The 22,014-nt window shown below is 41.4% G+C and carries 19 protein-coding genes; 2 read left to right on the top strand and 17 right to left on the bottom strand.

What is annotated here, in order from left to right; translation table 11 throughout:
• Positions 1-15 precede the first annotated feature (15 nt).
• Positions 16-1,350 (bottom strand): DUF1958 domain-containing protein, encoded by a 1,335-nt coding sequence (locus N596_RS00935; RefSeq protein ID WP_023026607.1) that lies wholly within the window; start codon positions 1,348-1,350, stop codon positions 16-18.
• Positions 1,351-1,457: 107 nt separating this feature from the next.
• Positions 1,458-2,159 (bottom strand): glucosamine-6-phosphate deaminase, encoded by a 702-nt coding sequence (locus tag N596_RS00930; protein WP_023026606.1) that lies wholly within the window; start codon positions 2,157-2,159, stop codon positions 1,458-1,460.
• Positions 2,160-2,362: 203 nt separating this feature from the next.
• On the opposite strand from N596_RS00930, the gene queA reads away from it, so the two are divergent.
• Positions 2,363-3,391 carry a tRNA preQ1(34) S-adenosylmethionine ribosyltransferase-isomerase QueA gene (queA, locus tag N596_RS00925; protein WP_023026605.1) on the top strand — a complete coding sequence of 343 codons (1,029 nt, stop codon included), beginning with the start codon at positions 2,363-2,365 and terminating at the stop codon, positions 3,389-3,391.
• Between the two features lie 12 nt (positions 3,392-3,403).
• Complete coding sequence (locus tag N596_RS00920; protein WP_006596653.1) at positions 3,404-3,874, top strand: arginine repressor; 471 nt, start codon at positions 3,404-3,406, stop codon at positions 3,872-3,874.
• A gap of 53 nt (positions 3,875-3,927) precedes the next feature.
• Here the strand turns inward: N596_RS00920 and N596_RS09525 are convergent.
• From N596_RS09525 to N596_RS00840, 15 genes are all read right to left on the bottom strand, one after another.
• Positions 3,928-5,279, bottom strand: a protein-coding gene (locus N596_RS09525) for an IS3 family transposase (RefSeq protein ID WP_123159464.1) whose coding sequence is annotated in 2 segments (ribosomal slippage) — positions 3,928-4,838 and positions 4,838-5,279 — 1,353 coding nt in all. Because the reading frame shifts where the segments join, the coding sequence is not laid out codon by codon here.
• An 86-nt stretch (positions 5,280-5,365) separates the two neighbouring features.
• Positions 5,366-6,706: a dipeptidase gene (locus N596_RS00905; RefSeq protein ID WP_023026602.1), complete on the bottom strand. Its 1,341-nt coding sequence runs from the start codon at positions 6,704-6,706 to the stop codon at positions 5,366-5,368.
• A gap of 17 nt (positions 6,707-6,723) precedes the next feature.
• Positions 6,724-8,235: a YfcC family protein gene (locus N596_RS00900; protein ID WP_006596655.1), complete on the bottom strand. Its 1,512-nt coding sequence runs from the start codon at positions 8,233-8,235 to the stop codon at positions 6,724-6,726.
• 203 nt (positions 8,236-8,438) lie between these two features.
• On the bottom strand, positions 8,439-9,383 hold the full coding sequence (gene arcC / locus N596_RS00895; protein WP_023022692.1) for a carbamate kinase: 945 nt from the start codon (positions 9,381-9,383) through the stop codon (positions 8,439-8,441).
• A gap of 85 nt (positions 9,384-9,468) precedes the next feature.
• Entirely contained in the window at positions 9,469-10,485 is a 1,017-nt protein-coding gene (gene argF, locus N596_RS00890; RefSeq protein ID WP_023022690.1) for an ornithine carbamoyltransferase, read from the bottom strand.
• A gap of 95 nt (positions 10,486-10,580) precedes the next feature.
• On the bottom strand, positions 10,581-11,810 hold the full coding sequence (arcA, locus tag N596_RS00885; protein WP_023026601.1) for an arginine deiminase: 1,230 nt from the start codon (positions 11,808-11,810) through the stop codon (positions 10,581-10,583).
• 266 nt (positions 11,811-12,076) lie between these two features.
• Positions 12,077-12,763, bottom strand: coding sequence for a Crp/Fnr family transcriptional regulator (locus tag N596_RS00880; RefSeq protein ID WP_042361014.1), 687 nt, complete (start codon positions 12,761-12,763; stop codon positions 12,077-12,079).
• Between the two features lie 143 nt (positions 12,764-12,906).
• Positions 12,907-13,959 (bottom strand): serine hydrolase, encoded by a 1,053-nt coding sequence (locus N596_RS00875; RefSeq protein ID WP_023022684.1) that lies wholly within the window; start codon positions 13,957-13,959, stop codon positions 12,907-12,909.
• Between the two features lie 142 nt (positions 13,960-14,101).
• Positions 14,102-15,574, bottom strand: coding sequence for a helicase HerA-like domain-containing protein (locus N596_RS00870; RefSeq protein ID WP_023022682.1), 1,473 nt, complete (start codon positions 15,572-15,574; stop codon positions 14,102-14,104).
• 254 nt (positions 15,575-15,828) lie between these two features.
• A complete protein-coding gene (gene sodA, locus N596_RS00865) occupies positions 15,829-16,434 on the bottom strand; it encodes a superoxide dismutase SodA (RefSeq protein ID WP_023022680.1) in 606 nt (201 codons plus the stop codon).
• 71 nt (positions 16,435-16,505) lie between these two features.
• Positions 16,506-17,543, bottom strand: a complete 1,038-nt coding sequence (gene holA / locus N596_RS00860) for a DNA polymerase III subunit delta (protein ID WP_023022678.1) — start codon at positions 17,541-17,543, stop codon at positions 16,506-16,508.
• Positions 17,521-18,186, bottom strand: coding sequence for a DUF805 domain-containing protein (locus N596_RS00855; RefSeq protein ID WP_023026598.1), 666 nt, complete (start codon positions 18,184-18,186; stop codon positions 17,521-17,523). The genes holA and N596_RS00855 overlap by 23 nt, the downstream gene beginning before the upstream one ends.
• A gap of 62 nt (positions 18,187-18,248) precedes the next feature.
• The gene (locus N596_RS00850) at positions 18,249-20,489 is read right to left on the bottom strand and encodes a DNA internalization-related competence protein ComEC/Rec2 (RefSeq protein ID WP_023026597.1); all 2,241 of its coding nucleotides are present in this window, start codon (positions 20,487-20,489) and stop codon (positions 18,249-18,251) included.
• The gene (locus N596_RS00845) at positions 20,473-21,150 is read right to left on the bottom strand and encodes a helix-hairpin-helix domain-containing protein (RefSeq protein ID WP_023026596.1); all 678 of its coding nucleotides are present in this window, start codon (positions 21,148-21,150) and stop codon (positions 20,473-20,475) included. Before N596_RS00845 ends, N596_RS00850 begins: the two co-directional genes overlap by 17 nt.
• A 101-nt stretch (positions 21,151-21,251) precedes the next feature.
• Complete coding sequence (locus N596_RS00840; RefSeq protein WP_023026595.1) at positions 21,252-21,995, bottom strand: lysophospholipid acyltransferase family protein; 744 nt, start codon at positions 21,993-21,995, stop codon at positions 21,252-21,254.
• Positions 21,996-22,014 lie beyond the last annotated feature (19 nt).

Genomic DNA, 22,014 nt, shown 5'->3' with positions numbered 1-22,014 from the left:
TTGAGTTTTGATTATTTATTTTTTGTATCGATCCTGAGCCTTGAGCGCACGTTCTTTACGACGGGCTTTTTCTAAATACAGAATCATAGCAAGAATGAAAATTGGAATCAGAATGATCAGGCTTTCAAGAGGAAAATGGAAGGATTTCCCTGTAGTTGAAGCCGTAGTACTTTGGGTATCCGATTGATTCACGGCTCCTTCTTTGACTGGAAGTCCATCAGAAATCTTTTCTGATAGGGTCATCAAGCCTGAATCCGCCTCTACCAGTCCATTTTTGACAACGAGTTTTGGATTCTCTTCTCCTTTTTTGACCGTGGCATAGAAAGGTTGATCCAGTGTGTAGGTCTTTCCATCAATCGTCTGAACACCCTTATCCAATAACTTCTTATAACGATAATCTGCAAAAGCTTTTTCGATCAAGGCATTGCCAAATGGATGTCGATAGTATTCGCCATCCTGGTCAGACCAATCACCAACTCCCATGACTACGGAGATAATTCGTTGCTCTCCTCGTTTAGCGGTTGCGATGTAGTTAAAGGCACCACGAGGACTCGAGCCTGTCTTCAGACCATCTACTCCTTCAAGAGCATATCTAGCTCCTGGCAAGGAATAGTTATAGGTATCAAAGGTTTCCTCATAAGGAGTTCCTTGTTTGACGGTCACCTTAGCCTGATTGGTATAGCTAAGAATCTCAGGATATTCTTTCACGAAATGATAGACGAGAATCGCCAAGTCTCTTGCAGTTGTCTGGTTAGCAGCATCATTTGGATAGTTATAACTGGTATATAAACCTTGGAAGGTTGAAATGGCCGCACCACTAGGATTGTTCCAAATGGTATTAGTCATCCCCAACTCCTTGGACTTTTCATTCATCCTCTGAATAAAGGCATCCGCATCGTGGTTAGAAAGGAGATTGGCCAACATAATCGTGGCAACATTGGAGGATGGAACCGCGGTCATGGTAATCAATTCAGAGACCGTATAGTCTACGCCTGCAACGATGTTATTGTTGGAAATCTCATAGATTTTTGACATGGATTGATCCGCAGCTGTTGCAGTGACAACCGTATCTTTGGTAATCTTCCCCTCTTTCGTGGATTCGAAAAGCAGATACAACGTCATGAGCTTACTCATACTTGCAGGATCCCGCACCTCATCAATATTGTCTCTCCACAAAACATCCCCGGTATTCGCGTCGATAACGAGGGAAGACCTAGGTCGGTTATAGGCCTGCACATGATCATTGGGATACATTTTTTGCGCCATATCCACTAACTCATCAGCCACAATCGACAATGGCCGGAGCAGAGATAAGACGACGATTCCTAAAACGAGCAACTTCTTTTTCAAAATATATTTTCCTCAAATATAGAATTTTATCTTATTGTACCATACTTCAATCCATAAAAAAACCTATCTTTCAGGATATTTCAGATAGGTCTCTCTTTTTCAACTGGTTACAGTAGGCTCAAGGCTGCTTGGTCTGCAATAATCACGACATCTGGATGACCTTGAAGCGCACTCGCTGGTAAACTCTCTGTTTTTGGACCATTGACCATTCCTGCGATTGCTTGCGCCTTTGATTCTCCATAGGCAAAGAGAATGATAGACTTAGCAGCGAGAATATTCGCAATCCCCATGGAAATGGCTTGAGTTGGCACATCTTCAATTTTTTCAAAGAAGCGAGCGTTGGCTTCAATCGTTGATTGATCCAAATGGACCAAATGCGTTTGGCTGTCAAAAGGGGTTCCAGGTTCGTTAAAACCAATATGCCCGTTGCGACCAATTCCTAGAATTTGCAGATCTACTGGGTTTTGGGCCAAAATTTCATTGTAATGAGCTGTTTCTTCTTCTGCAGTATCTTCATTTCCTTTTGGAAGATAGCTGACTTTAAAGGGTTTCTCATTAAATAAATTTTCCTGCATAAAGTAACGATAAGATTGAGGATCCTCTCCCGTCAAACCGACATACTCATCCAAGTTGACACTGACCATGTCTGAGAAATCCAAGTCACTTTCTCGAATCAATTTATAAAATTCAAGTGGACTACTTCCAGTCGCAAGCCCCAGCGTTTTCGCACCTTGTTCTAACTTTTCTTTTAACAGGCCAAAAGCAACCTGCCCTCCTTCGATTTGATTGGCTACTTCAATAACTTTCATGATTAGACCTCCGCTTATTTCTTATTTTCATTATATGGTATAGACCAATTTTTGTCAAGCGCTTTCTTCATACGAAAGAAGGATTTTTCACCTTCATCCCTTTAAAATTCGCCTAGTGATTTCCTTTGTTTCACTCTTATTTCATGATATAATGGGGAAGGTTAAATGTAAGAAATAGAAGAATTTAGATACAAGGAGAGAACATGAACACGAATGACTTTGATTTCCACCTCCCCGAGGAATTAATTGCGCAAACCCCACTAGAGAAGCGCGATGCCTCAAAACTACTAATCCTCAATCGACAAACAGGTCAGATGGAAGACCAACATTTTGACGCCATTATCAATGAATTAGAACCAGGGGATGCTTTGGTTATGAACAATACCCGTGTCCTTCCAGCTCGTCTTCATGGGGTCAAACCGGATACAGGAGGTCATGTGGAGCTTCTCCTCTTAAAAAATATCGAGGGCGATCAATGGGAGGTTCTTGCCAAACCTGCTAAACGTCTCAAAGAGGGAGGGGTCGTCAGCTTTGGAGATGGACGTCTTCAAGCTACCCTAATCAAAAAGCTGGAACACGGAGGATGTATCGTAGAGTTTTCTTATCAAGGGATTTTCCTTGAAGTCTTGGAAAGTCTAGGAGAAATGCCCCTACCACCTTACATCCATGAAAAATTAGAAGATCAGGAACGTTACCAGACGGTCTATGCCAAAGAAAATGGATCTGCCGCAGCTCCTACAGCTGGCCTCCATTTCACACCTGAGCTCTTACAAAAGATTGAAGACAAAGGGGTTCACTTGGTTTATCTAACCCTTCATGTCGGGCTGGGTACCTTCCGTCCTGTATCCGTCGATAACCTAGACCAACATGAGATGCATTCCGAATTTTATCAACTCTCTGAAGAAGCTGCCCAAACCCTTCGGCAAGTTAAAGCGAGTGGTCACCGCATCGTAGCTGTTGGAACCACTTCTATCCGAACCTTAGAAACAATTGGGAACAAGTTTAATGGGGAGTTACAAGCCGACTCTGGTTGGACCAATATCTTTATCAAACCAGGCTATCAGTGGCAGGTTGTCGATGCCTTTTCAACCAACTTCCACTTACCAAAATCAACCTTAGTCATGCTCGTTTCTGCCTTCGCAGGTCGAGAACTCACTCTGGATGCTTATCAGCACGCTATCGACCAAGGCTACCGTTTCTTCAGCTTTGGAGATGCTATGTTTATCAAATAAGGAGAGCCCCTTATGAATAAGATTGAAAGTCGCCACCGTCTGATCCGGTCCATTATTTCAGAAAAGAAAATTCGAACCCAACAGGAATTACAGGACAGCCTGGAAGCTAACGGCATCATCGTGACCCAGTCAACTCTATCAAGAGATGTCAAATCCTTGAATCTAGTAAAAATTAACGAAGGGGATACCTCTTACTATGCTATCAATAGCATTGCCCCATCTCGCTGGGAAAACCGACTGCGTTTTTATATGGAGGATGCCCTCGTCATGCTTCGTCCCGTCCAAAACCAAGTGGTGGTGAAAACTCTCCCTGGACTGGCTCAGTCTTTCGGTGCTATCCTAGACGCCCTGGAATTACCACAAATTGTCGCAACCGTCTGCGGAGATGACGTCTGTCTCATCATCTGTGAAGACAATCAAGGTGCCTTGGACTGCTTTGAAAAATTGAAAGAATTTACTCCCCCCTTCTTCTTTAGCAAATAAAAAAAAAGCTTAGATGGTCTGATGTACTGACCCCAAAAAGTTAGACAATTAATTTATCCAAAGGATTTAGTTCTGTATTGCACAGGACTGAGTCCTTTTAGTTTTATCTTAATTCGTTTGTTGTTGTAATAATCAATATAGTCTACAATAGCTTGCTCCAATTGCTCAAGTGAGTGAAAGGTCTTCTCATAACCATAAAACATCTCAGACTTAAGAATGCCAAAGAAGGACTCCATCATGCCATTATCTGGACTGTTTCCTTTACGTGACATGGACGGTTGGATTCCTTTACCCTCTAAAAAATGATGATAATACTGATGTTGATACTGCCATCCTTGATCACTATGGAGAATAGTATTTGTGTAATGATCCTCACTGAAAGCCTGGTTTAACATAGCTTCCACTTGATCTAAGTTTGGTGAAGTTGAAAGATTATAGGCGATAATTTCGCTATTAAAGCCATCTAAAACTGGTGATAAGTAGAGCTTTTGATTACTTGCTGGAATGGCAAATTCTGTCACATCTGTATAGCACTTTTCCATTGGTTTGGTTGCTTCAAATTGGCGTTGAATAAGATTATCTGCTTTCTTACCAATCTCTCCTTGGTAAGAAGAATACTTCCGTTTACGACGAATTCGAGCACTTAAACCAAGGACCTTCATCAGGCGTTGGACTCTTTTGTGATTGACCATATAACCACGATTTCTCAATTCAAGAGTCATTCGGCGATAGCCATAATTTCCTCTGTGCTCAGTAAAAATGGATTGAATTTCAGCTTTAAGATCTTTATCTTTGTCAAGCCTATCCAGTTGCTTCAACTGATAGTAGTAAGTTGAGCGAGGTAAACGAGCCGCTTCAAGAAGTAAATCTAGTCGAAATCCTCCTGAAGCCATTTCTCTAATTGTCTCTGCCTTTCTCGTTGTAAGGCTTCGTCCCTGTCTTCTAGCTCTTTTAACTTTTTTAAGTAAGCCACCTCGGTACGTAAGCGTTCATTCTCTTCTTGGAGTCGCTCTAGTTCTGTCATTTCTTCCCAAGTTTTCTTACGTTTACGTCCCATTTTAGGTACTCTCCCTCTTGTTTTCTCAACAATAGTATACCCGTTTTTCTTGTATTGTGCCATCCAATTTGGAAGCATACCACGATTTGGGAGAGCATATTCGAGAGAAACTCTATCTTGAGACCAGTTTTCATGTAGAACTTTATCAATCATTTCTTGTTTTAATTCAGGAGAGTAGTATCTATTTTTTCCCTTTTTGACGAACTCTATTCCGTAACAATCAATCAATTTAATCATGTACCTAAGATTAGAATTGTTTATCCCAAATTTATTTGAAAGCTGCTCTAAGCTATATCCTTGTTTTCTAAGTTCATAGATCTGAATTTTATCTTTATAAGTCAATTTCATAATAAAAACACCCCAAAAGTTAGATTTTTTCTGTCTAACTTTTGGGGTGCAGTTCACTGACCATCTAAGCTTTTTTCAAATCTATATTAGACTTCTTTGCCTGCTAACCGTCGAATGGTCTCGGCATAAATTTCCATTGCACGATACAAATCATCCAGTTTGGCTCGTTCATTCGCCTGGTGCTCTGTTTGGAGAGCATCAGGGAAGAGGGCCCCATAAGCCACACAATTTTCCATGGTTCGAGCAAAAGTAGCTCCTCCTGAGGACATAGCTGGAGTCTGATCCCCCGTTTCTTCTTGGTAGACCGCCATCAGAGTACTCACCAACGGACTATCTAATGGAACGTACAGGGGAGCTACATAATCAAACTCTTCATACTGAAGTTGATAGCTAGCTGCCACTTCAGTTAATCGCTCTACTAAAGCATCCTTATCTGCTAGGACAGGGATCCGAATATCAATCCCGATTTCAGATTGCTCTTCATCAATAGAGAGGGTCGCAATATTGAAGGAAAGAGCACCACTTGGTTCATCTTTGATTTCACCAAAGAGAGCTGCTCCTATCGCATCTTCCCCAACAGCATCTGCTATAAAGAGAAGGGCTGGATGAGGCTGGATCAAGGAAAGACTTTCCGCTAAGCCGACAATAGCATTGACACCCTCAGCCGCATCCTTGGAGTGTTTAGACAGTCCAAGAACGGTTACTGCTCCAGTTTCTTCTGTATAGTTCACACCACTTTGCTCGATCACTGGTAAAAGTTCCTCTAAGCGTTCCCCTTTATAAGTTGCCTTATCTGGTACCACGTTAAGGGCACGACCAGCTTGTAAAGGACGATCCTCCCAGCCTGGTCCATGGAGCTTCACTTGAAGCAAGCCTTTTTCAGCATAGGTTAATGGGAAGGACGAATCTGGAGCAAAGCCAAGATCTGCTTTTTCTTCTAGCTGATTGTAGCGGTTCATACAGCGCCAGAGAGTTTCCTCGTCCGTACCAAATATAAAGCGAATCCGTTTGGTAAATACAAGTCCTTGGTCAAGCAGACTCTTAACTGCGTAAAGGGCCGCAAGGGATGGCCCCTTGTCATCTTGTACTCCACGTCCGATCAACCATCCATCTTTCAGAGTCGCCTCAAAAGGTGGCGTCTGCCAATCTTCTAAATCACCGGCTGGAACAACATCCAAGTGACAAAGAACGGCCAGGAGTTCTTCCCCCTGACCGATCTCTGCATATCCATAGTATCCTTCAGGATCTAGATAGGTTTGAAAGCCCATTTCTTGAGCAATTTCTAACGTTTTCTCAAGGACATCTTGGATAGCTTGTCCAAACGGTGTTCCATTTTCGCCTTCGTTTAAAACCGAAGGATAAGAAATGATGGTTTGAAGAGAGGTTAAAAACTGCTCTTTTACATCGTCCTTTATTCTATTTTTCATGAAACACCTACTTTATTCTATTGTAAGAATGGAACCACAGTTCCTAGTAGAAGAAGGGCAATGGTAATCACTACAATCGCTACGACCAATTTACCCATGAATTTCCACCATGCACTCAATTCAACACGTCCAAGAGCAAGAGCTCCCATTACGATACCTGAAGTTGGTGCGATCAAGTTCAAGACACCAGATGCAGATTGGTAAGCTGTAACAATCAAGCTAGCTGGTACATTGACGAATTTACCAAGAGGTGCCATGATACCCATTGTCGCGCTGGCAAGACCAGATGATGATGGAATCAAGAATGACATTGGCAAGTAGAAAATGTAAGTCAAGACAATGAACAATTGAGATGAAAGACCTTTAAGTCCTTCTTCACCCCAGTGAAGAATTGTTGCAGTGATCATACCGTCGTTCATGATGACTTGGATACCACGTGCTACTGCTACGATAATAGCAACACTCAAGAGGTCAGCTGCACCATTCATGAAGGATGAAATGATTTGTTCTTCTTTCAAGCCATAAATGATACCAACAAGGATTCCCATGAAGGCAAAGAGCATAGCTGTTTGAGGGAAGTACCAAGTACCAAGAGCATCTGTGTTACCGATCAATTGACCAAGGTAAGGAACTTTATGGAGAGACTCGTTAAAGCTGTCAAAGAATGTAATACCCAAATCTTTGAATGGGATAAATCCAGCAACCATGATGACGAATGTTGAAATGAAGACGAGCAAGACACGTTTTTGTTTCTTGTTCATTTGTGAAGGAATTTCTTCGCCACTATCAACGTTGAAGTGTTTCAAATCTTCTTCACGAGTAGCATAGGTGAGAGATTTGGTTGGGTCTTTTTGAATTTTATCAGCGTAACGGTATACATAGTAGGTGCTAAGGGCTGTCATGACAATCCAGAAGATTAAACGAAGCAAGAGACCTGAAGCACTTGAGATACCTGCAGTATCAGATGCGATAACTGTCGCAAATGGGTTCAAGGTAGATGCCAAACATCCAATCTGTGAACCAAGCAAGATAATGGCTACCCCTGTCAAGCTGTCAAAACCAACAGACATCATAACAGGTACAAGAAGTGGATAGAAGGCCATGGTTTCCTCACCCATACCATAAGTTGTCCCACCAAGGGCAAACAATGGCATTAAGATCAAGATCAACATTTTTTCGCGGCCTTTGTATTTACGAACGATAGAAGCAATCCCTACATCAAGGGTACCTGTTTCGTTCACAACACCAAGGAAACCACCGACCATCAAGATAAAGAAGGCTACGTCAATGGCTGCACTGGTTGGTGCTTTACCAAGCATGGCATTGATTGGGGCCATCAAGACGTCCCAAATCCCTTGAGGATTTTGTTTCACAGCTTCATAACTACCTGCGATGATGGCACCACCATCGTCAACTTTGTATTGACCAGCTGGAATAATCCAAGTTAACACTGCCATAATGGCAATGATGATTAACAATACGGTATAAGATGAAGGCATCTTAAACCCTTTTTTCGCTTTTTCACTCATTTGCTTATCCTCCTAACGCAACAAAGTTTGAGTGACTCTTTCAAAAGGTTTATCTTTTAGAAAGCGCTTACCTATATGTTTATTTTATCATATTTAAGATTAAAAAACTAGTTTTTCCTAATCTTTTTTAGAAAAAACAAGGGGAGAATCTTTATACAAAATCCTGTAAAAATAAGATTTACTCCCCTCCTCATGTGCATGAATTAGTCTTTAACGATAATTGTTCCACTTTCAGACTCAATCAAAGCGCCAAGGTTTTCAAGTGAAGTGATGACTGCTTTTCCTTCTGGACGACCATTTACAAAGGCGATCGCAGCTTCTACTTTAGGAAGCATGCTTCCTGGTGCAAATTGGTCTTGTTTGATGTACTCTTCCAATTGAGCGACATTGACATGTTCCAATTTTTCTTGATCTGGTTTGTTGTAGTTCACAAAGACATAGTCTACACCTGTCAAAACGATGAAGAGGTCTGCTTCTACCAATTCAGCCAAACGTTGAGATGCGAAGTCTTTATCGATTACCGCTTCAACACCAGATAGGCTACCATCTGCTTCTTTCACAACAGGGATACCGCCACCACCGGCAGCTACAACGACTTGACCGTCGTTCAACAAAGTACGGATAGTATTAATTTCTTTGATATCCACTGGTTTTGGTGAAGCAACAACTTTACGCCAGCCACGACCAGCATCTTCTTTGAAAGTTGCACCTGATTTTTCAGCTTCTGCTTTTGCTTCTTCTTCAGAGTAGAATGGGCCGATTGGTTTGCTCAAGTTAACGAAAGCTGGGTCATTCTTATCCACAACGACTTGTGTCACAACAGAAGCCACATCTTTTTTAATTCCTTCTTCAAGAAGAGCATTTTGAAGAGCATTTTGAAGCCAGTAACCAATGCTTCCTTCGGTCATAGCAACTAATGAATCAAGTGGGAAAGCTGGGTTCTTTTCAGAATCTGCTGCCAAATGTTGGAGCAAAAGGTTTCCTACTTGAGGACCATTTCCGTGAGTGATGATCAAGTCATCCCCATTTTTGATTAATTTAACTAAGTGTTTAGCTGTTTCTACAAGTGCTTCTTGTTGAGCTTGCGCAGAAGGATCAGATGAGAGAATAGCATTTCCTCCCAAAGCAACGACGATTTTTCTTGACATAGGTTTTCCCTTTCTATAAAAAATAGGGGCAGGACTAAAGCTAGCAGTCCAGCCCCTATAGCTGTTGGTATACGGTTATAAAGTCTTAAACTTTTGGAATGTACAAGTTACCAAGAGTAGCTGCCATAACCGCTTTGATTGTGTGCATACGGTTTTCAGCTTGGTCAAAGTGGCGAGCATATTTGCTACGGAACACTTCGTCAGTAACTTCCATTTCTTCAACGCCGAATTTTTCAGCAACGTCTTTACCATAAACAGTGTTTGTGTCGTGGAAAGCTGGCAAGCAGTGCAAGAAGATCAAGTCTTCGTTATCAGCTTTCTTAACCAATTCCATGTTCACTTGGTAAGGTTTCAAAAGGGCAACGCGTTCTGCAAATTTGTCTTCTTCACCCATAGATACCCAAACGTCAGTGTAAAGTACATCTGCACCTTTCACAGCTTCGTCAGCATCTTCAGTGATCAAGATATGAGCGCCACTTTCTTTTGCGAATCCTTCTGCCAATTCAACAATTTCTTGTTCTGGGAAGAGTTCTTTTGGTGAGAAGATGTGTACGTTCACACCAAGGATAGCACCTGTTACAAGAAGGCTGTTTGCAACGTTGTTACGTCCGTCACCACAGTATACAAGTGTCAAACCTTCCAAACGTCCAAAGTTTTCTTGAACAGTCAAGTAGTCAGCAAGCATTTGAGTTGGGTGCCATTCGTCAGTCAAACCATTCCATACTGGAACACCTGAGAATTCAGCCAATTCTTCAACCATGCGTTGGCTGAAACCACGGAATTCAATACCGTCAAACATACGTCCAAGAACTTTTGCAGTATCTTCTGTAGATTCTTTTTTACCAAGTTGGATGTCGTTTGCACCAAGGTATTCTGGGTGAGCACCAAGGTCGATGGCTGCAGTAGTGAAGGCTGCACGAGTACGAGTTGAAGTTTTTTCAAACAAAAGCGCAATGTTTTTACCAGCTAGGTAGTGGTGTTGGATGTTGCGTTTTTTAAGGTCTTTCAAGTGAGCTGAAAGTCCGATAAGGTATTCTAACTCTGCACGTGTAAAGTCTTTTTCTGCTAAAAAGCTACGTCCTTGGAATACTGAAGTTGTCATTAATTATCTCCTTTAATTATGCATGATAAGATCCTGTCATTCAGTTTAGAGGGCTCAGTTTAGACACTGAGCCCGTCTAACCTGTAGAAGGATGATTAGATTTCTTCACGTTCGAATGGCATTGACATACAACGAGGTCCACCACGACCGCGAACCAATTCACTTCCGCGGATCTTGATCAAACGAAGTCCGTATTCTTCTAATTTCTTGTTAGTAACAGTGTTACGGTCGTATACGACTACCACACCAGGTGCGATTGTAAGAGTATTTGATCCGTCGTTCCATTGTTCACGCGCAGCAGCAACGATGTTGCCATCTCCACATGGAATCAAAGTAACTTTTTCAACACCAAGGTTTTCAGCAAGAAGTTCTGCCAAATCACCTTTTTCTTCAACGATCTTCAACTGTTCGTTTTCATAAGTTACAGAGAAGACGCGAAGGTTACCTTGGATTTCTGGGTGGATTGTGAATTTATCGTAGTCCACCATTGTGAATACTGTATCCAAGTGCATGAATTTACGGTTGTTAGCAAATTCGAAGGCCAATACTTTCTTGAAGCCAACGTTCTTCTTGAAGATGTTTACCAACAATTTTTCGATTGATGCAGCATCTGTACGTTGTGAGATACCAACTGCCAATACATCTTTAGAAAGTACCAACTCATCTCCACCTTCGATACGAGTATCTTCTTCACGGTTGTAGACAAGTTCTGCTTTTCCACCGTAAACTGGGTGGTATGTGAAGATGTATTTACCATACAATGTTTCACGGTTACGTGTATCTGCGTACATGTGGTTCAATGATACTGCATTACCAATTGTCGCAAATGGGTCACGTGTGAAGTACAAGTTTGGCATTGGGTCGATAGCAAATGGATAGTCAGATTCAACAAGGTCTGTCAATCCTTTTGCTTCTTCAGGAATTTCTGGAAGTTCAGCTTTTTGAACCCCTGCCATTGTTTTTTCAACCAATTCTTGGTTGTCTTCAATGCTGTGAAGCAATTCACGGATCGCAATTTTTGTTTGGCGTCCACGAATGTTCGCTTCTTCAAGGTATTCTTCGATGAACTGATCGCGAATTTCTGGAGAAGTCAATGACTCAGCAGCCAACTGTTCAAGGTAAAGTACTTCGATTCCTTCGTTACGAAGTGCTTCAGCAAATGCGTCGTGTTCTTTTTGAGCATCTTCCAAGAAAGGAATATCATCAAAAAGAAGACGTTCAAGATAGTCAGGCATCAAGTTTTCCAACTCTTTACCTGGACGGTGCAAACAAACTTTTTTCAGTTTTCCAATTTCTGAGAAAACATGAATTGGGTGTGTAGACATCTATAGTCCTCCTTTTTCTTGCGGTTTAGCTTAGCTAATCCCGTTTACAGGTTTTATTTTATCACCAATTGGTACCGCTTTCACAATCAATCTTCCATTACGAATGCCAAGAATCTGACATTTTTTTAAATATCACCCTTGTTTTATGAAAAATGAACCGCTTTCTTTGAATATTTTGCTAAATATATTCTTTTTGCGAGTAAATATTTTTTTATTTGATTTTTGAAACTTTTTAACGTTTTTGACAGAAAATAAAAGAAGCCCTATTAGGCTTCTTCAAAACTATCTAAAAAGAATGGAAGATCTAGAAAGGTTAATTTCTTATGCTTGTACTCGATTCTCTCCTCTTCTAGGAGCTTCTTTAACACTTGATTAACGGTTTCTCTCGTCGTAGCAGCTAATCTAGCCAACTCCTTCATACTCATTGGAAAAGGAATAGTTGGCCCAGACTTTTGATAATCCTTACAGAGTAGAGCTAGGGATTGGATCACACGATCACTGGCACTAGCTGCCACCACATTGCGAAGCCGCAACTCCTGGAATTCCAGAATTTTTGAAAGTTTTCTCGTTATAAAGAGAACTTGTTCCATACTGGACTGAACAATTTCCTCATAAAGCTGAACAGGGATACTGAAATATTTTACCGTTGTCATGGAAGTGGCTGTATAGTGATAAGTTGAATCTGTAAACATACCACCGTATGGGAAGACAGCTCCTTCTTTGATGTAATCCATATACGAGAAGGTGTCAGAAGAGTCAAACTCCTCAATCCGGACATAGCCTTCCACCACTAAAAAGATACGATCGCGTTTATCACCAGCAAAAAATAGGATTTGTCCCTTTGGTATTTCTCTATAATGAAGCTCTACAGCTAATTTATCAAATTTTTCAACTGGAATTTCAGAGAAAGCTGGATGGGATCGAATCAACTGATAATCTTCTTTTGTAATCATTTCTATTCTTTCTTTAGGTTCTTTAGTTATTATATCATATTTATTCACTGACCTCAAAGAATGTCACCAAGATTTTAACCATTAAACCATATTTTGCATAGAAAAAACCTTCCCAAAACTATCTTGGGAAAGGTTCTAATTCCTTAATTGACATTTACACGGTGCCATTCATTGATCACATAGCAGAGTTGACCAAGTAAATGAAGACCGTAACCACTGATCTCCGTACTTTCTGGGGTTGTCCCCCCTAGACCAGCTGTAAAAATTGAGATAAGATAAGGAGTTTGTTCGTAAACAATAGCTTCGACATTCAGGGCTTCCGCTACATAACCAGGTTTTTGCTGAATGACTAAATCTGGTAAATACCGTTTGTAGTATTCATTTGGAAAGGACTCTCCGATTAATTCTAGCAAGGTCCCATACTTTTCTTTGTGGTTCCAAAGATAGTCCAAGACTTGAATATAGTAATCAGATGTCGTTTTGTTTTCAGGACTAATAGTTTTTATTTCTGCACGGGATTTTCCATATTTTTCATACTTCCCATAGACATTGTCCATGCCACCAAAGCGGTCGGCCAAGGCATATGCCGGCGTATTTTCTGAATAGACAAGAGAATAACGTTGCATATCTGGAATCGTCATAGCTCCACCAAAGGCAGCTACATAATTATCATGCTCTCCAAGGTACTCGTAGTAAGTATTGGTAATATCAAATTCATCCGTTAAGTTTAATTTCCCTGCATCGACTTCATCCACGACTAACATATTTAGGGGCAGTTTATAAGTACTTCCCGCTGTCATTGGCTGTAACTCATTCATCGAAAATTGTTGACCTGTCGCAGGATTTTTATAGGTAAAGGTAATTTGGGAAGGATCAATACCATATTCAGCCATGTAGTCTTGTACAACTTCTACCAAGCCTTTATTGGCATAATCATAGACAAGACCCAAATTCTCCATGGTTTCACGATCTTGATCCATGACGGCTTGTTTCTCCTCAGGAGTTTTGACACGAGGAGGTTGGAGGGGTTGCTTCTCTTGCTTGGACCCAGCTGGTTGAGCCGTCGTTCCCTCTTGAGCAAGCGGTGGAACTGGAGCTTGATGTAGATGGAGGTAAGTTAATGCTCCAACTCCTCCTATACATAGTAAAATTCCCAATACAATCATGATCGATCGAACATTAAATATTTTTTTCATATGAAGTTAATTATAAAAGATTCTCTTTAAAATAACAAGGTATTTCTGAATCAGAAAACGATTTCTTCTGGAAGAAACTTTTTTAGCAATCCCGACTGAATCCTTCCTCCTGTTCCTATGAATCTGTCCCCTTTTGACTGTCTTACTTGCGCTTAAAAGATCCCATAATCAATTTAGCAACTTCACGCGCAATGGTACGGAACAAGGAACTGATAAAGGAATCTTTGGCCTTTTCTATACTAGATTTTCGTGGACGGCCCGGACTCCGTTTTTGGCTAGCCTTCTCTTCTGCAACTCTTGTCTTTTCTTCCGCTTCCCTCTCCTTTTCCTTCTCTTCTCTAGCAGATTTTTCAGTCAATTTTTCATAAGCTGATTCATTGTCTACTCGAACAGCATATTTTTGATGGAAAGGAGAGCTGGTAATCAAGGCCAACTGTTCACTCTCGTTTAACAAATCAAAACTGGATTGTGGAGACAAAATATAGGAGCGCTCAACCACACTTGGTTGCCCCTTTTCATTTAGGAAGGAGACTAGAGCTTCCCCTGTTCCCAACTCCGTCAAGACAGTTTCCGTATCAAACTCTGGGTTTGGTCGGAAACTTTGAGCAGCAACTTTGATAGCCTTCATTTCCTTTGGCGTATAGGCACGCAAAGCATGTTGGACACGATTCCCAAGCTGGGCCAATACAGATTCAGGAAGATCTTGAGGATTCTGTGTAATAAAGTAGATCCCCACTCCTTTAGACCGGATGAGTCGAACGACTTGCTCAACTTTTTCAAGGAAGAGCTTGCTCGCATCATTAAACAAAAGGTGGGCTTCATCAAAGAAGAAGACAAATTTTGGTTTTTCTAAATCTCCAACTTCTGGCAAGGTTTCGAACAGACGAGATAACATCCAGATAAGGAAGGTAGAATAGAGTTTAGGAGAGTTGAAGAGACGAGTCGCTGATAGAATGTTAATGTAACCTCGTCCACTGCTATCCAATTGCATAAAATCTTGAAGATCCAAGGCTGGCTCTCCGAAGAATTGATCTGCTCCCTCTTGCTCTAGCACTAACAAGCTTCGTTGAATAGCCCCTACTGATTGTTTACTGATATTTCCATACTGAGCGGAATAATCTGAGGCATGGTCATACACTTCCTTCAAAAGGCTCTGTAAATCCTTCAAATCAATCAAAGACCAATTTTTTTCTTTGGCCAATTTAAAGACAATGGCCAAAATCCCTGTTTGCGTTTCGTTGAGGTCCAATAAGCGAGCTAGTAAAAGAGACCCCATTCCTTCAATCGTTGCACGGACTGGATGGCCTGCTTGACCAAAGACATCCCATAAACGAACTGGAAAAGCTTGAGGTTCAAAAGGATCTGTAATACCTAGTAGCTTATAGCGCTCTTCCATCTTTGGCGTCCATTGTCCAGCTTTTGCAAGACCTGAAAGATCTCCCTTGATGTCTGCTAGAAACACCGGAATCCCTTGCTGACTTAATTTTTCAGTTATCACTTTTAAGGTCACGGTTTTCCCTGTACCAGTAGCTCCTGCAATTAAACCGTGGCGGTTGAGCATTTTTAGATAAAGTGGCGTATCCACTGCTCCTTTTGTAATCGTAATACTTGTCATTTTCATTCTCCCTTTTGTTAAGGCACAGTTTTTTCAGAAAAAGTGACAAGGCTTCTTCCTTATGTAGGAAGCCTTTCTCCTCATTTTCACATACTCCTCTAGTGTATCATTTTCAAGTATAAACGCAAGAAATATCCCTTCCAAAAATGGGAGATTCATTTGAATCTAATTCGACCAATTTGAAAAATAAAAAGCCTGAATCGAGAGGCACCATTAAGCTACCTTTTGATTCAAACTTTTTTTATTATGAAAGCTTATTTAGCTGCTGCGTAAAGCTCATCAACTTTGTTCCAGTTAATTACTGAGAAGAAAGCTTTGATGTAATCAGGACGTACATTGCGGTATTTCACGTAGTAGGCATGTTCCCAAACATCCAAGCCCAAGATTGGTTTCTTCCCTTCTGAGATTGGTGTATCTTGGTTTGCTGTTGAAGTCACTTCAAGCTTCCCTTCTTTGTTAACAACCAACCATGCCCATCCAGAACCGAAGCGTGTTGTAGCCGCTGCAGTAAAGGCTGCTTGGAATTCTTCAAATGAACCGAAAGCTGCATCGATTGCTGCTGCAAGTTCTGCTGAAGGAGCTGTTTTTTCAGGAGTCATCAATTCCCAGAAAAGAGCGTGGTTCAAGTGTCCACCACCGTTGTTGATAAGCGCTTGGCGGATATCAGCTGGGATAGATTCTACATCTGCAAGCAAAGCTTCAAGGTCTTCACCGATTTCAGGGTGTTTTTCAAGAGCTGCATTAGCGTTATTTACATATGCTTGGTGGTGTTTGTCATGGTGCAAGTGCATTGTTTCAGCATCAATATATGGTTCTAATGCATCGTATGCGTATGGAAGATCTGGTAAAATAATTGCCATGGAAAATACCTCTTTTTCTTTATGTATATAAAAATGATAACGCAATCATCTAATTTATTCAACTATTCTGCTTACACCGATGGGTTAGCCAGCTTTAGTAAAGCTAAATCAAATAGATAATCTTTCTCATAAGTTCCCGATTTCATTTGAAAATCGGTATCAATCAAAAGACAAATAGCCTGCTCCAAATAAGAAAGAGAAATTCCTCTACTATCCCTTAGGGCAAATTTGACTTGGTAGGGGTTCACTTTTCGGCCGGTCAGCTCTGATAGGTCTGAAACGATTTGAGATTCTGTCCGTCCCTCTTGCTTCAATAGTTTGACCTGTGTGTAGACGCGGAACTGACTCAACAAAATGGCCAAGAGTTTGATTTCATCTTCGCCTTGTAACCGCAGGTCCTTAACCAAACTACGGGCGGGATCAATTTGTTTCTTTAAGATCATCTGGATTAGATCAAACAGATTATCCTGTAGGGTCTTCGGAATAGCCTCTTCAATATCTGAGATGGTAATGCTCGAAGCTCCCTTGTACGTTTTAAGAAACTCCAAGTTTTTCTGAATCTCACTAAAATCAAAGCCAGATTTAATCAAAAGTTGTTCGAATGCTGGTGAATCAATCGCTAGCCCTAGTGACTTAATCTCTTCCGTGAAATGGGCACGCAACTCTTGTTCCTTTAATTCAGTTGCCTCCAGCACCTGGGCATCCCGTTTTAAAAGCTTGACAATCCTTCGTTTGCTATCCAGTTTTCCTTCCGCAAAAACAATTAAGCGAGTCGTTTCTAAAGGCGCCGATAAGTAATCTTCAAAGGACTGCAATTCATCATCCGTCAGGTATCTTTTTTTCGCGGTCGTCACATCGACAAAATGATCCAAAATCACTATTTTTTCATCCGCAAAAAATGGGAGGCTGACCAAGTCAAGCTCAACTTCTGAATAAGCTGTTTCCTTCATGTCAAAATAAGAATAGTTTAAATCAGATGAATCGTAGCCTACTTTCTTTAAAAGTTGCTCTTTCATCCACTCAAACTGACCAATGTCGTCCCCTGAAAGAACCAGGATAGGAGGAAGGTTCTTGGCACTAATTTTTTTAATTGTTTGTAAAGCCTGCATGTTCTGAAGGTACCTCATTCCACTCTCTAAAATGATACTGAGTCTGTTCCGATTCCATTTTCTTTTCTAGTGGCGCTTTCTCTAGTGGAGTTGGTGGAGCCGAAACAATCTGGGGAATAGCTGAAAAACTGTTGGGCTCCATCAAATGGAAAGGAATACTTGGCGAAGAGACCTCGGGACTCGTCGAAGCAAATCCTTGAGAAACAATTTGGTCCGGTTGCGCCAGTCTAGCAGTTGGAAGGATCAAGAGACAAGCCAAGCATAGCAAACCTGCAAGAGATAAGACTAGAAAAATCGAAATAGGAGATAAAAGGTAGATCAAGATAGGACCTAGAAATAGGAAAATCAAAGCCCAATGAAGACCTGCATCTCTTAAGCGCCGAACGACTACTGCTTGTTGAGGAACAAAAATAAGATAGAGATAGAGGAGAAAAAAGATGCTTAACCAACCCGAAACGTCCATCCCGATCAAAGGAATCACCTCTTCCTCTGATTTCGAATTTGAAAAGAATAAGACCAATTGGTAAATCCAAAAAGGACTTGTAAACAATAAGTGCCAGACTTGGCTTATCCAAAATTCTTTTCTATCTGATCTTCTAGAAAAATCAGCATATTGCATCCAGAACAACTGTAATGATTTCATACTTGTAACCTCATTTCCTTGACTTTATCATAGCAATTTTCAAGCTAGAAATCAAACAGCTCTTATCGAACGGTTTCAATCTTCCACTGATTCCATCCTCTAAAACGAATCGCTCCTTGCTGATCTGTCCGAAAAACCATCATCTGCAACTCTTTAAATCGCTCCAAGGTTTCCTGATGAGGATGCTGGTAACGATTTTTTTCTCCCGCAGATATCAAGGCAATTTTTGCTTGGATTCGCCTTAAGAAGGCTGGGTGAGAAGAGCCCTTAGAACCATGGTGCCCTGCTTTTAATACATCCACGCGCAGTTGAGGATAGCGGGCTAACAAGGTCTTTTCCCCCTCTTCTTCTAAATCTCCTGTAAAAAGGAAGGTCCAACCATAAAACCGGCCATAGAGAACAAGAGAATCGTTATTACTCCCATCTCCTACTTCTACCGGATAGAGAACTTCTGCACTCCCATCAAAGATTGACAGTTGATCACCAGCCTCCAGCGTCTTTACAGGTAGGTTTAACCGTTTGAGCAAACGGACAAAGGAGTCTTTTTTTAAGCTTCCCTTGGAAATGTTGATTTCCTTAATGCTAACCTTAGCCGCAAGGACTTCCAAATCTCCCATATGATCTGTGTCAGTATGCGTGAGAACCATATGGTCAATCTGATCAATCCCTCTACTTTTGAGATAAGGAAGCAAGGTCCGTTCTGCATTGCTAGTAGACCTCCGATTCCTCCATGCTTCCTTTTGGCCAAAGTCCACTTTTCCACCTGTATCAATTAGGATCGTCTTCCCTCGCCAATCACGTAGCAAAATACTATCACCTTGGCCAATATCAATGATGGTAATCTCATTTTCTAAAGGATGCTTCACAATGGCGAATACGGAGCAGACTAAGAGTAGAAAAAGATATCTCCACTTCTTAACCTTTCGCATCTCATAGAGGAAAGCCAATAAGAATAACAGCAAGAGGAAGAAAGAAATACTTGGTTGTCCAAAAACCAAAGATTGACTGGTAAATCCCGCTATAGACTCCATACTTTTTTCCATCCAGATGAAGAAGGGATTCCAGAAGGTCAATGGATATAGAAATGAGAGGAGAAAGACGACACTCAGTCCTGGTAACAAAAGGACATCAAATAAGAGGGAAAAAACAAAGGTTAGAGGAAGAGACCAGGGCTGGTATTCTCCAAAGAAAAAAATCAAAAAAGGAAGAACCCCTAGTGTTAACACCAGACTCTCCTTGACGACTTTTCGTATTCCTGACTTCTCCTCCTCGGAAGAGGTTAGCGTCAATATAAAAGCGTAGGCACAAGATAAGAGTCCTCCAGCAGTCAATAATGAAGAAGGCAGAAAAAGGAGCAACAAGAGGAGGGTCATCCCCATATTCTCCATTCCTTTGAGACCTTGCTGGGCTAGGAGCTTCTGTATAAGGCTTCGAACGACCGAAACCGAAAAGCCCGTCATCCCAGCATAAAGAAGCGAAAACGGATAGAGGAGGGTTGCAACTTTTTCCTGCTCCAATCCCAAGCGAAGAAAGAATCGTCGAAAAGTATCTAAGAAGAAAGCGACCTGCATGCCCGACAAGGCGAACAGATGGATAATCCCCAAGTTCGAATACAGCTGACTCATTTCTTCGAACTCTACATCTAAAAAACCAAAAAGCAAGCCCGTCATATAGTGACTCATGGGCTGGGGGAAATGCTGGTGAACCCACACAAGAGCCTTCCGCCTCCAACTAGACAGGAGGCCTATTAAATCTCTAGGTTCAGCAGGTCTCTTTTCAAGGATCTGGCTGATTTTCAAAAGATGATAGATCCCTTGTGTTTTCAGATAAGCCTGGTAATCAAAGCCCATGAAATTTCGCTGTTTTGTCGGGGTCTCTAATTCTCCTTTTATTCTTAATTCTAGCCCATGATCCAAGTGTTTAAAATAGGCTTGTTCTTCTTTTGTCTGAAGCTGATAGAAAACCTGAAAAGTACGACTACCTGACTGAGCACGAAAGGATAAGGCATCTCCATTCACCTTGATGGTATCTGGTAAGAGCTGAATAACCCTTGGAACCTCTTGATCCCGCGCTTCCTGCTTACCATGTTCGATTCGAAAAGCAAAACAAAGTGTAGCAAACAAGAGAAGCCCTATTAGGATTAGAAATTGTTTGCCATTGTAGCGTCTACTAAACAAGATGAAGAAGGCCAGAAGGAAGATTGGAGCGAGCAAGTGACCTGTATACATCCAATAATAAAGAGCCAAGACGGGAAGAGTCAGATGAAATGGATGAATATTGATGCTTCTAATCCACTGTAACATGCTCTTTTAACTTTTCTAACATCTTTTGGCCAATCCCAGAAACATTTTTCAATTCATCAACAGATTGAAATTTTCCTTTTTCCTCTCGATAAGCAATGATATCCTGAGCTCGTTTTTGACCAATCCCAGAAATAGTCTGTAATTCTGCTTCTGTGGCTGTATTGAGATTAACCTTGCCATCCTTTTGCTGGTTTTCACCACCTGTGGTCCCAGCAGAAGCAGACGCTACAGGCGCCACTTCTTCTCCATTCTTAGCAACATAGACAATAGACTCATCCTCTAATTTTTGAGCCAAGTTGACAGATTGGCTATTGGCTTCGTCTGTCATCCCTCCTGCTTTTTGCACTGCATCATAGACCCGACTCCCCACCGGAAGCTCATAGACTCCCGCTTGTCTGACAGCCCCCTTCACATCCACCATGATTTTCTCATGCGAGGAGTCGGTCTTTTCCTCACTTCTCTCCTGAGAGCTCGAAGTAAAGCTTGAATCTCCCTTAGGAGAACTCTCTTGCTCCACCATTTCTAACTGAGAAATGACCGTTTCCGGTGCTTGTGGGGTTGGCTTAGGCCAAAAGAGAAACACTCCTCCCACCACTAGCCCCACAGCAACCAAGCCTAAAAACAGTTTATATTCCTTGATCTTCTCAATCCATGTCTCCATAAATACCCCTTTTATTTTTATTATTCGTAAAAAATCAAACAAATAAAAAAAGAATGTCAAAAATACATGATTTTTGACATTCTTTTTATCTAGAGAGCTGTCTAGTCTTTCCGATGCTTATCTGGATCCCAAACAAAACTAGCGATATAACTAAACAAGAGGGTCAGTAAAGCGACAACCAAGACAAATGGCAGCAGTAAAAACTTCAACAAACGGATGAGGATAAAAGGTTTTCGGTCGTTGCGGAGTGCCTGAGATTCCGCATCTAAGCGATCAAACTCAGCCTGGATACGTCTTGCAACTTCTTCCACTCCCTCATCATTCATTTTTGCAATATCAGAGATATCAATAGGGTGCCCAAAGTTCATGTCAACCCGTTCACAGGTCGCTAGTCCTTTCAAAGTCATTGGACCCGTATAAGTGACAGGCATAATACGTACCTTGGCCATCTTGGCAATCACGGCAACTCCACCCTTAACATCCTGAGAATGGCGACTTCCACTTGGAAACATAATCAAGGAACGCTTGCTTTTTTTGAGCATATTCACTGGGTATTTAATCGCTGTTGCACCTGGATTTTCACGGTCAATTGGGAAAGCCCCGCACATGCGAATCCACCATCCAAAAATCCGATTGGTAAAGAGTTCCTTCTTAGCCATAAAGATAAATTGCTTGGGTTTGGTCGCAAAGGCCATGTAGACCGGATCCCACCAAGTTCGATGAGGAGCTACGAGAATGTAATTTTCCTCTTGACTCGGAATCAGTTCCTTATGATGGTAATGAGCATTTCCATTCAGAACCCATAAAATAAAGGTCACTAAGCCACGTAAATAGGTATAAAACATGCTTTCTCCTTTGATAATT

The organism is Streptococcus ilei (genome assembly GCF_000479335.1).
Taxonomy (GTDB): domain Bacteria; phylum Bacillota; class Bacilli; order Lactobacillales; family Streptococcaceae; genus Streptococcus; species Streptococcus ilei.
This window is presented reverse-complemented; position numbering and strand designations above follow the sequence as displayed.

What these genes read in the sequence shown, in the direction of transcription:
- N596_RS00930 (WP_023026606.1), bottom strand. Translation starts at nt 2,159, where the DNA reads ATGAAAGTTATTGAAGTAGCCAATCAAATCGAAGGAGGGCAGGTTGCT.
- queA (WP_023026605.1), top strand. Translation starts at nt 2,363, where the DNA reads ATGAACACGAATGACTTTGATTTCCACCTCCCCGAGGAATTAATTGCG.
- N596_RS00920 (WP_006596653.1), top strand. Translation starts at nt 3,404, where the DNA reads ATGAATAAGATTGAAAGTCGCCACCGTCTGATCCGGTCCATTATTTCA.
- N596_RS00905 (WP_023026602.1), bottom strand. Translation starts at nt 6,706, where the DNA reads ATGAAAAATAGAATAAAGGACGATGTAAAAGAGCAGTTTTTAACCTCT.
- N596_RS00900 (WP_006596655.1), bottom strand. Translation starts at nt 8,235, where the DNA reads ATGAGTGAAAAAGCGAAAAAAGGGTTTAAGATGCCTTCATCTTATACC.
- arcC (WP_023022692.1), bottom strand. Translation starts at nt 9,383, where the DNA reads ATGTCAAGAAAAATCGTCGTTGCTTTGGGAGGAAATGCTATTCTCTCA.
- argF (WP_023022690.1), bottom strand. Translation starts at nt 10,485, where the DNA reads ATGACAACTTCAGTATTCCAAGGACGTAGCTTTTTAGCAGAAAAAGAC.
- arcA (WP_023026601.1), bottom strand. Translation starts at nt 11,810, where the DNA reads ATGTCTACACACCCAATTCATGTTTTCTCAGAAATTGGAAAACTGAAA.
- N596_RS00880 (WP_042361014.1), bottom strand. Translation starts at nt 12,763, where the DNA reads ATGATTACAAAAGAAGATTATCAGTTGATTCGATCCCATCCAGCTTTC.
- N596_RS00875 (WP_023022684.1), bottom strand. Translation starts at nt 13,959, where the DNA reads ATGAAAAAAATATTTAATGTTCGATCGATCATGATTGTATTGGGAATT.
- N596_RS00870 (WP_023022682.1), bottom strand. Translation starts at nt 15,574, where the DNA reads ATGACAAGTATTACGATTACAAAAGGAGCAGTGGATACGCCACTTTAT.
- sodA (WP_023022680.1), bottom strand. Translation starts at nt 16,434, where the DNA reads ATGGCAATTATTTTACCAGATCTTCCATACGCATACGATGCATTAGAA.
- holA (WP_023022678.1), bottom strand. Translation starts at nt 17,543, where the DNA reads ATGCAGGCTTTACAAACAATTAAAAAAATTAGTGCCAAGAACCTTCCT.
- N596_RS00855 (WP_023026598.1), bottom strand. Translation starts at nt 18,186, where the DNA reads ATGAAATCATTACAGTTGTTCTGGATGCAATATGCTGATTTTTCTAGA.
- N596_RS00850 (WP_023026597.1), bottom strand. Translation starts at nt 20,489, where the DNA reads ATGTTACAGTGGATTAGAAGCATCAATATTCATCCATTTCATCTGACT.
- N596_RS00845 (WP_023026596.1), bottom strand. Translation starts at nt 21,150, where the DNA reads ATGGAGACATGGATTGAGAAGATCAAGGAATATAAACTGTTTTTAGGC.
- N596_RS00840 (WP_023026595.1), bottom strand. Translation starts at nt 21,995, where the DNA reads ATGTTTTATACCTATTTACGTGGCTTAGTGACCTTTATTTTATGGGTT.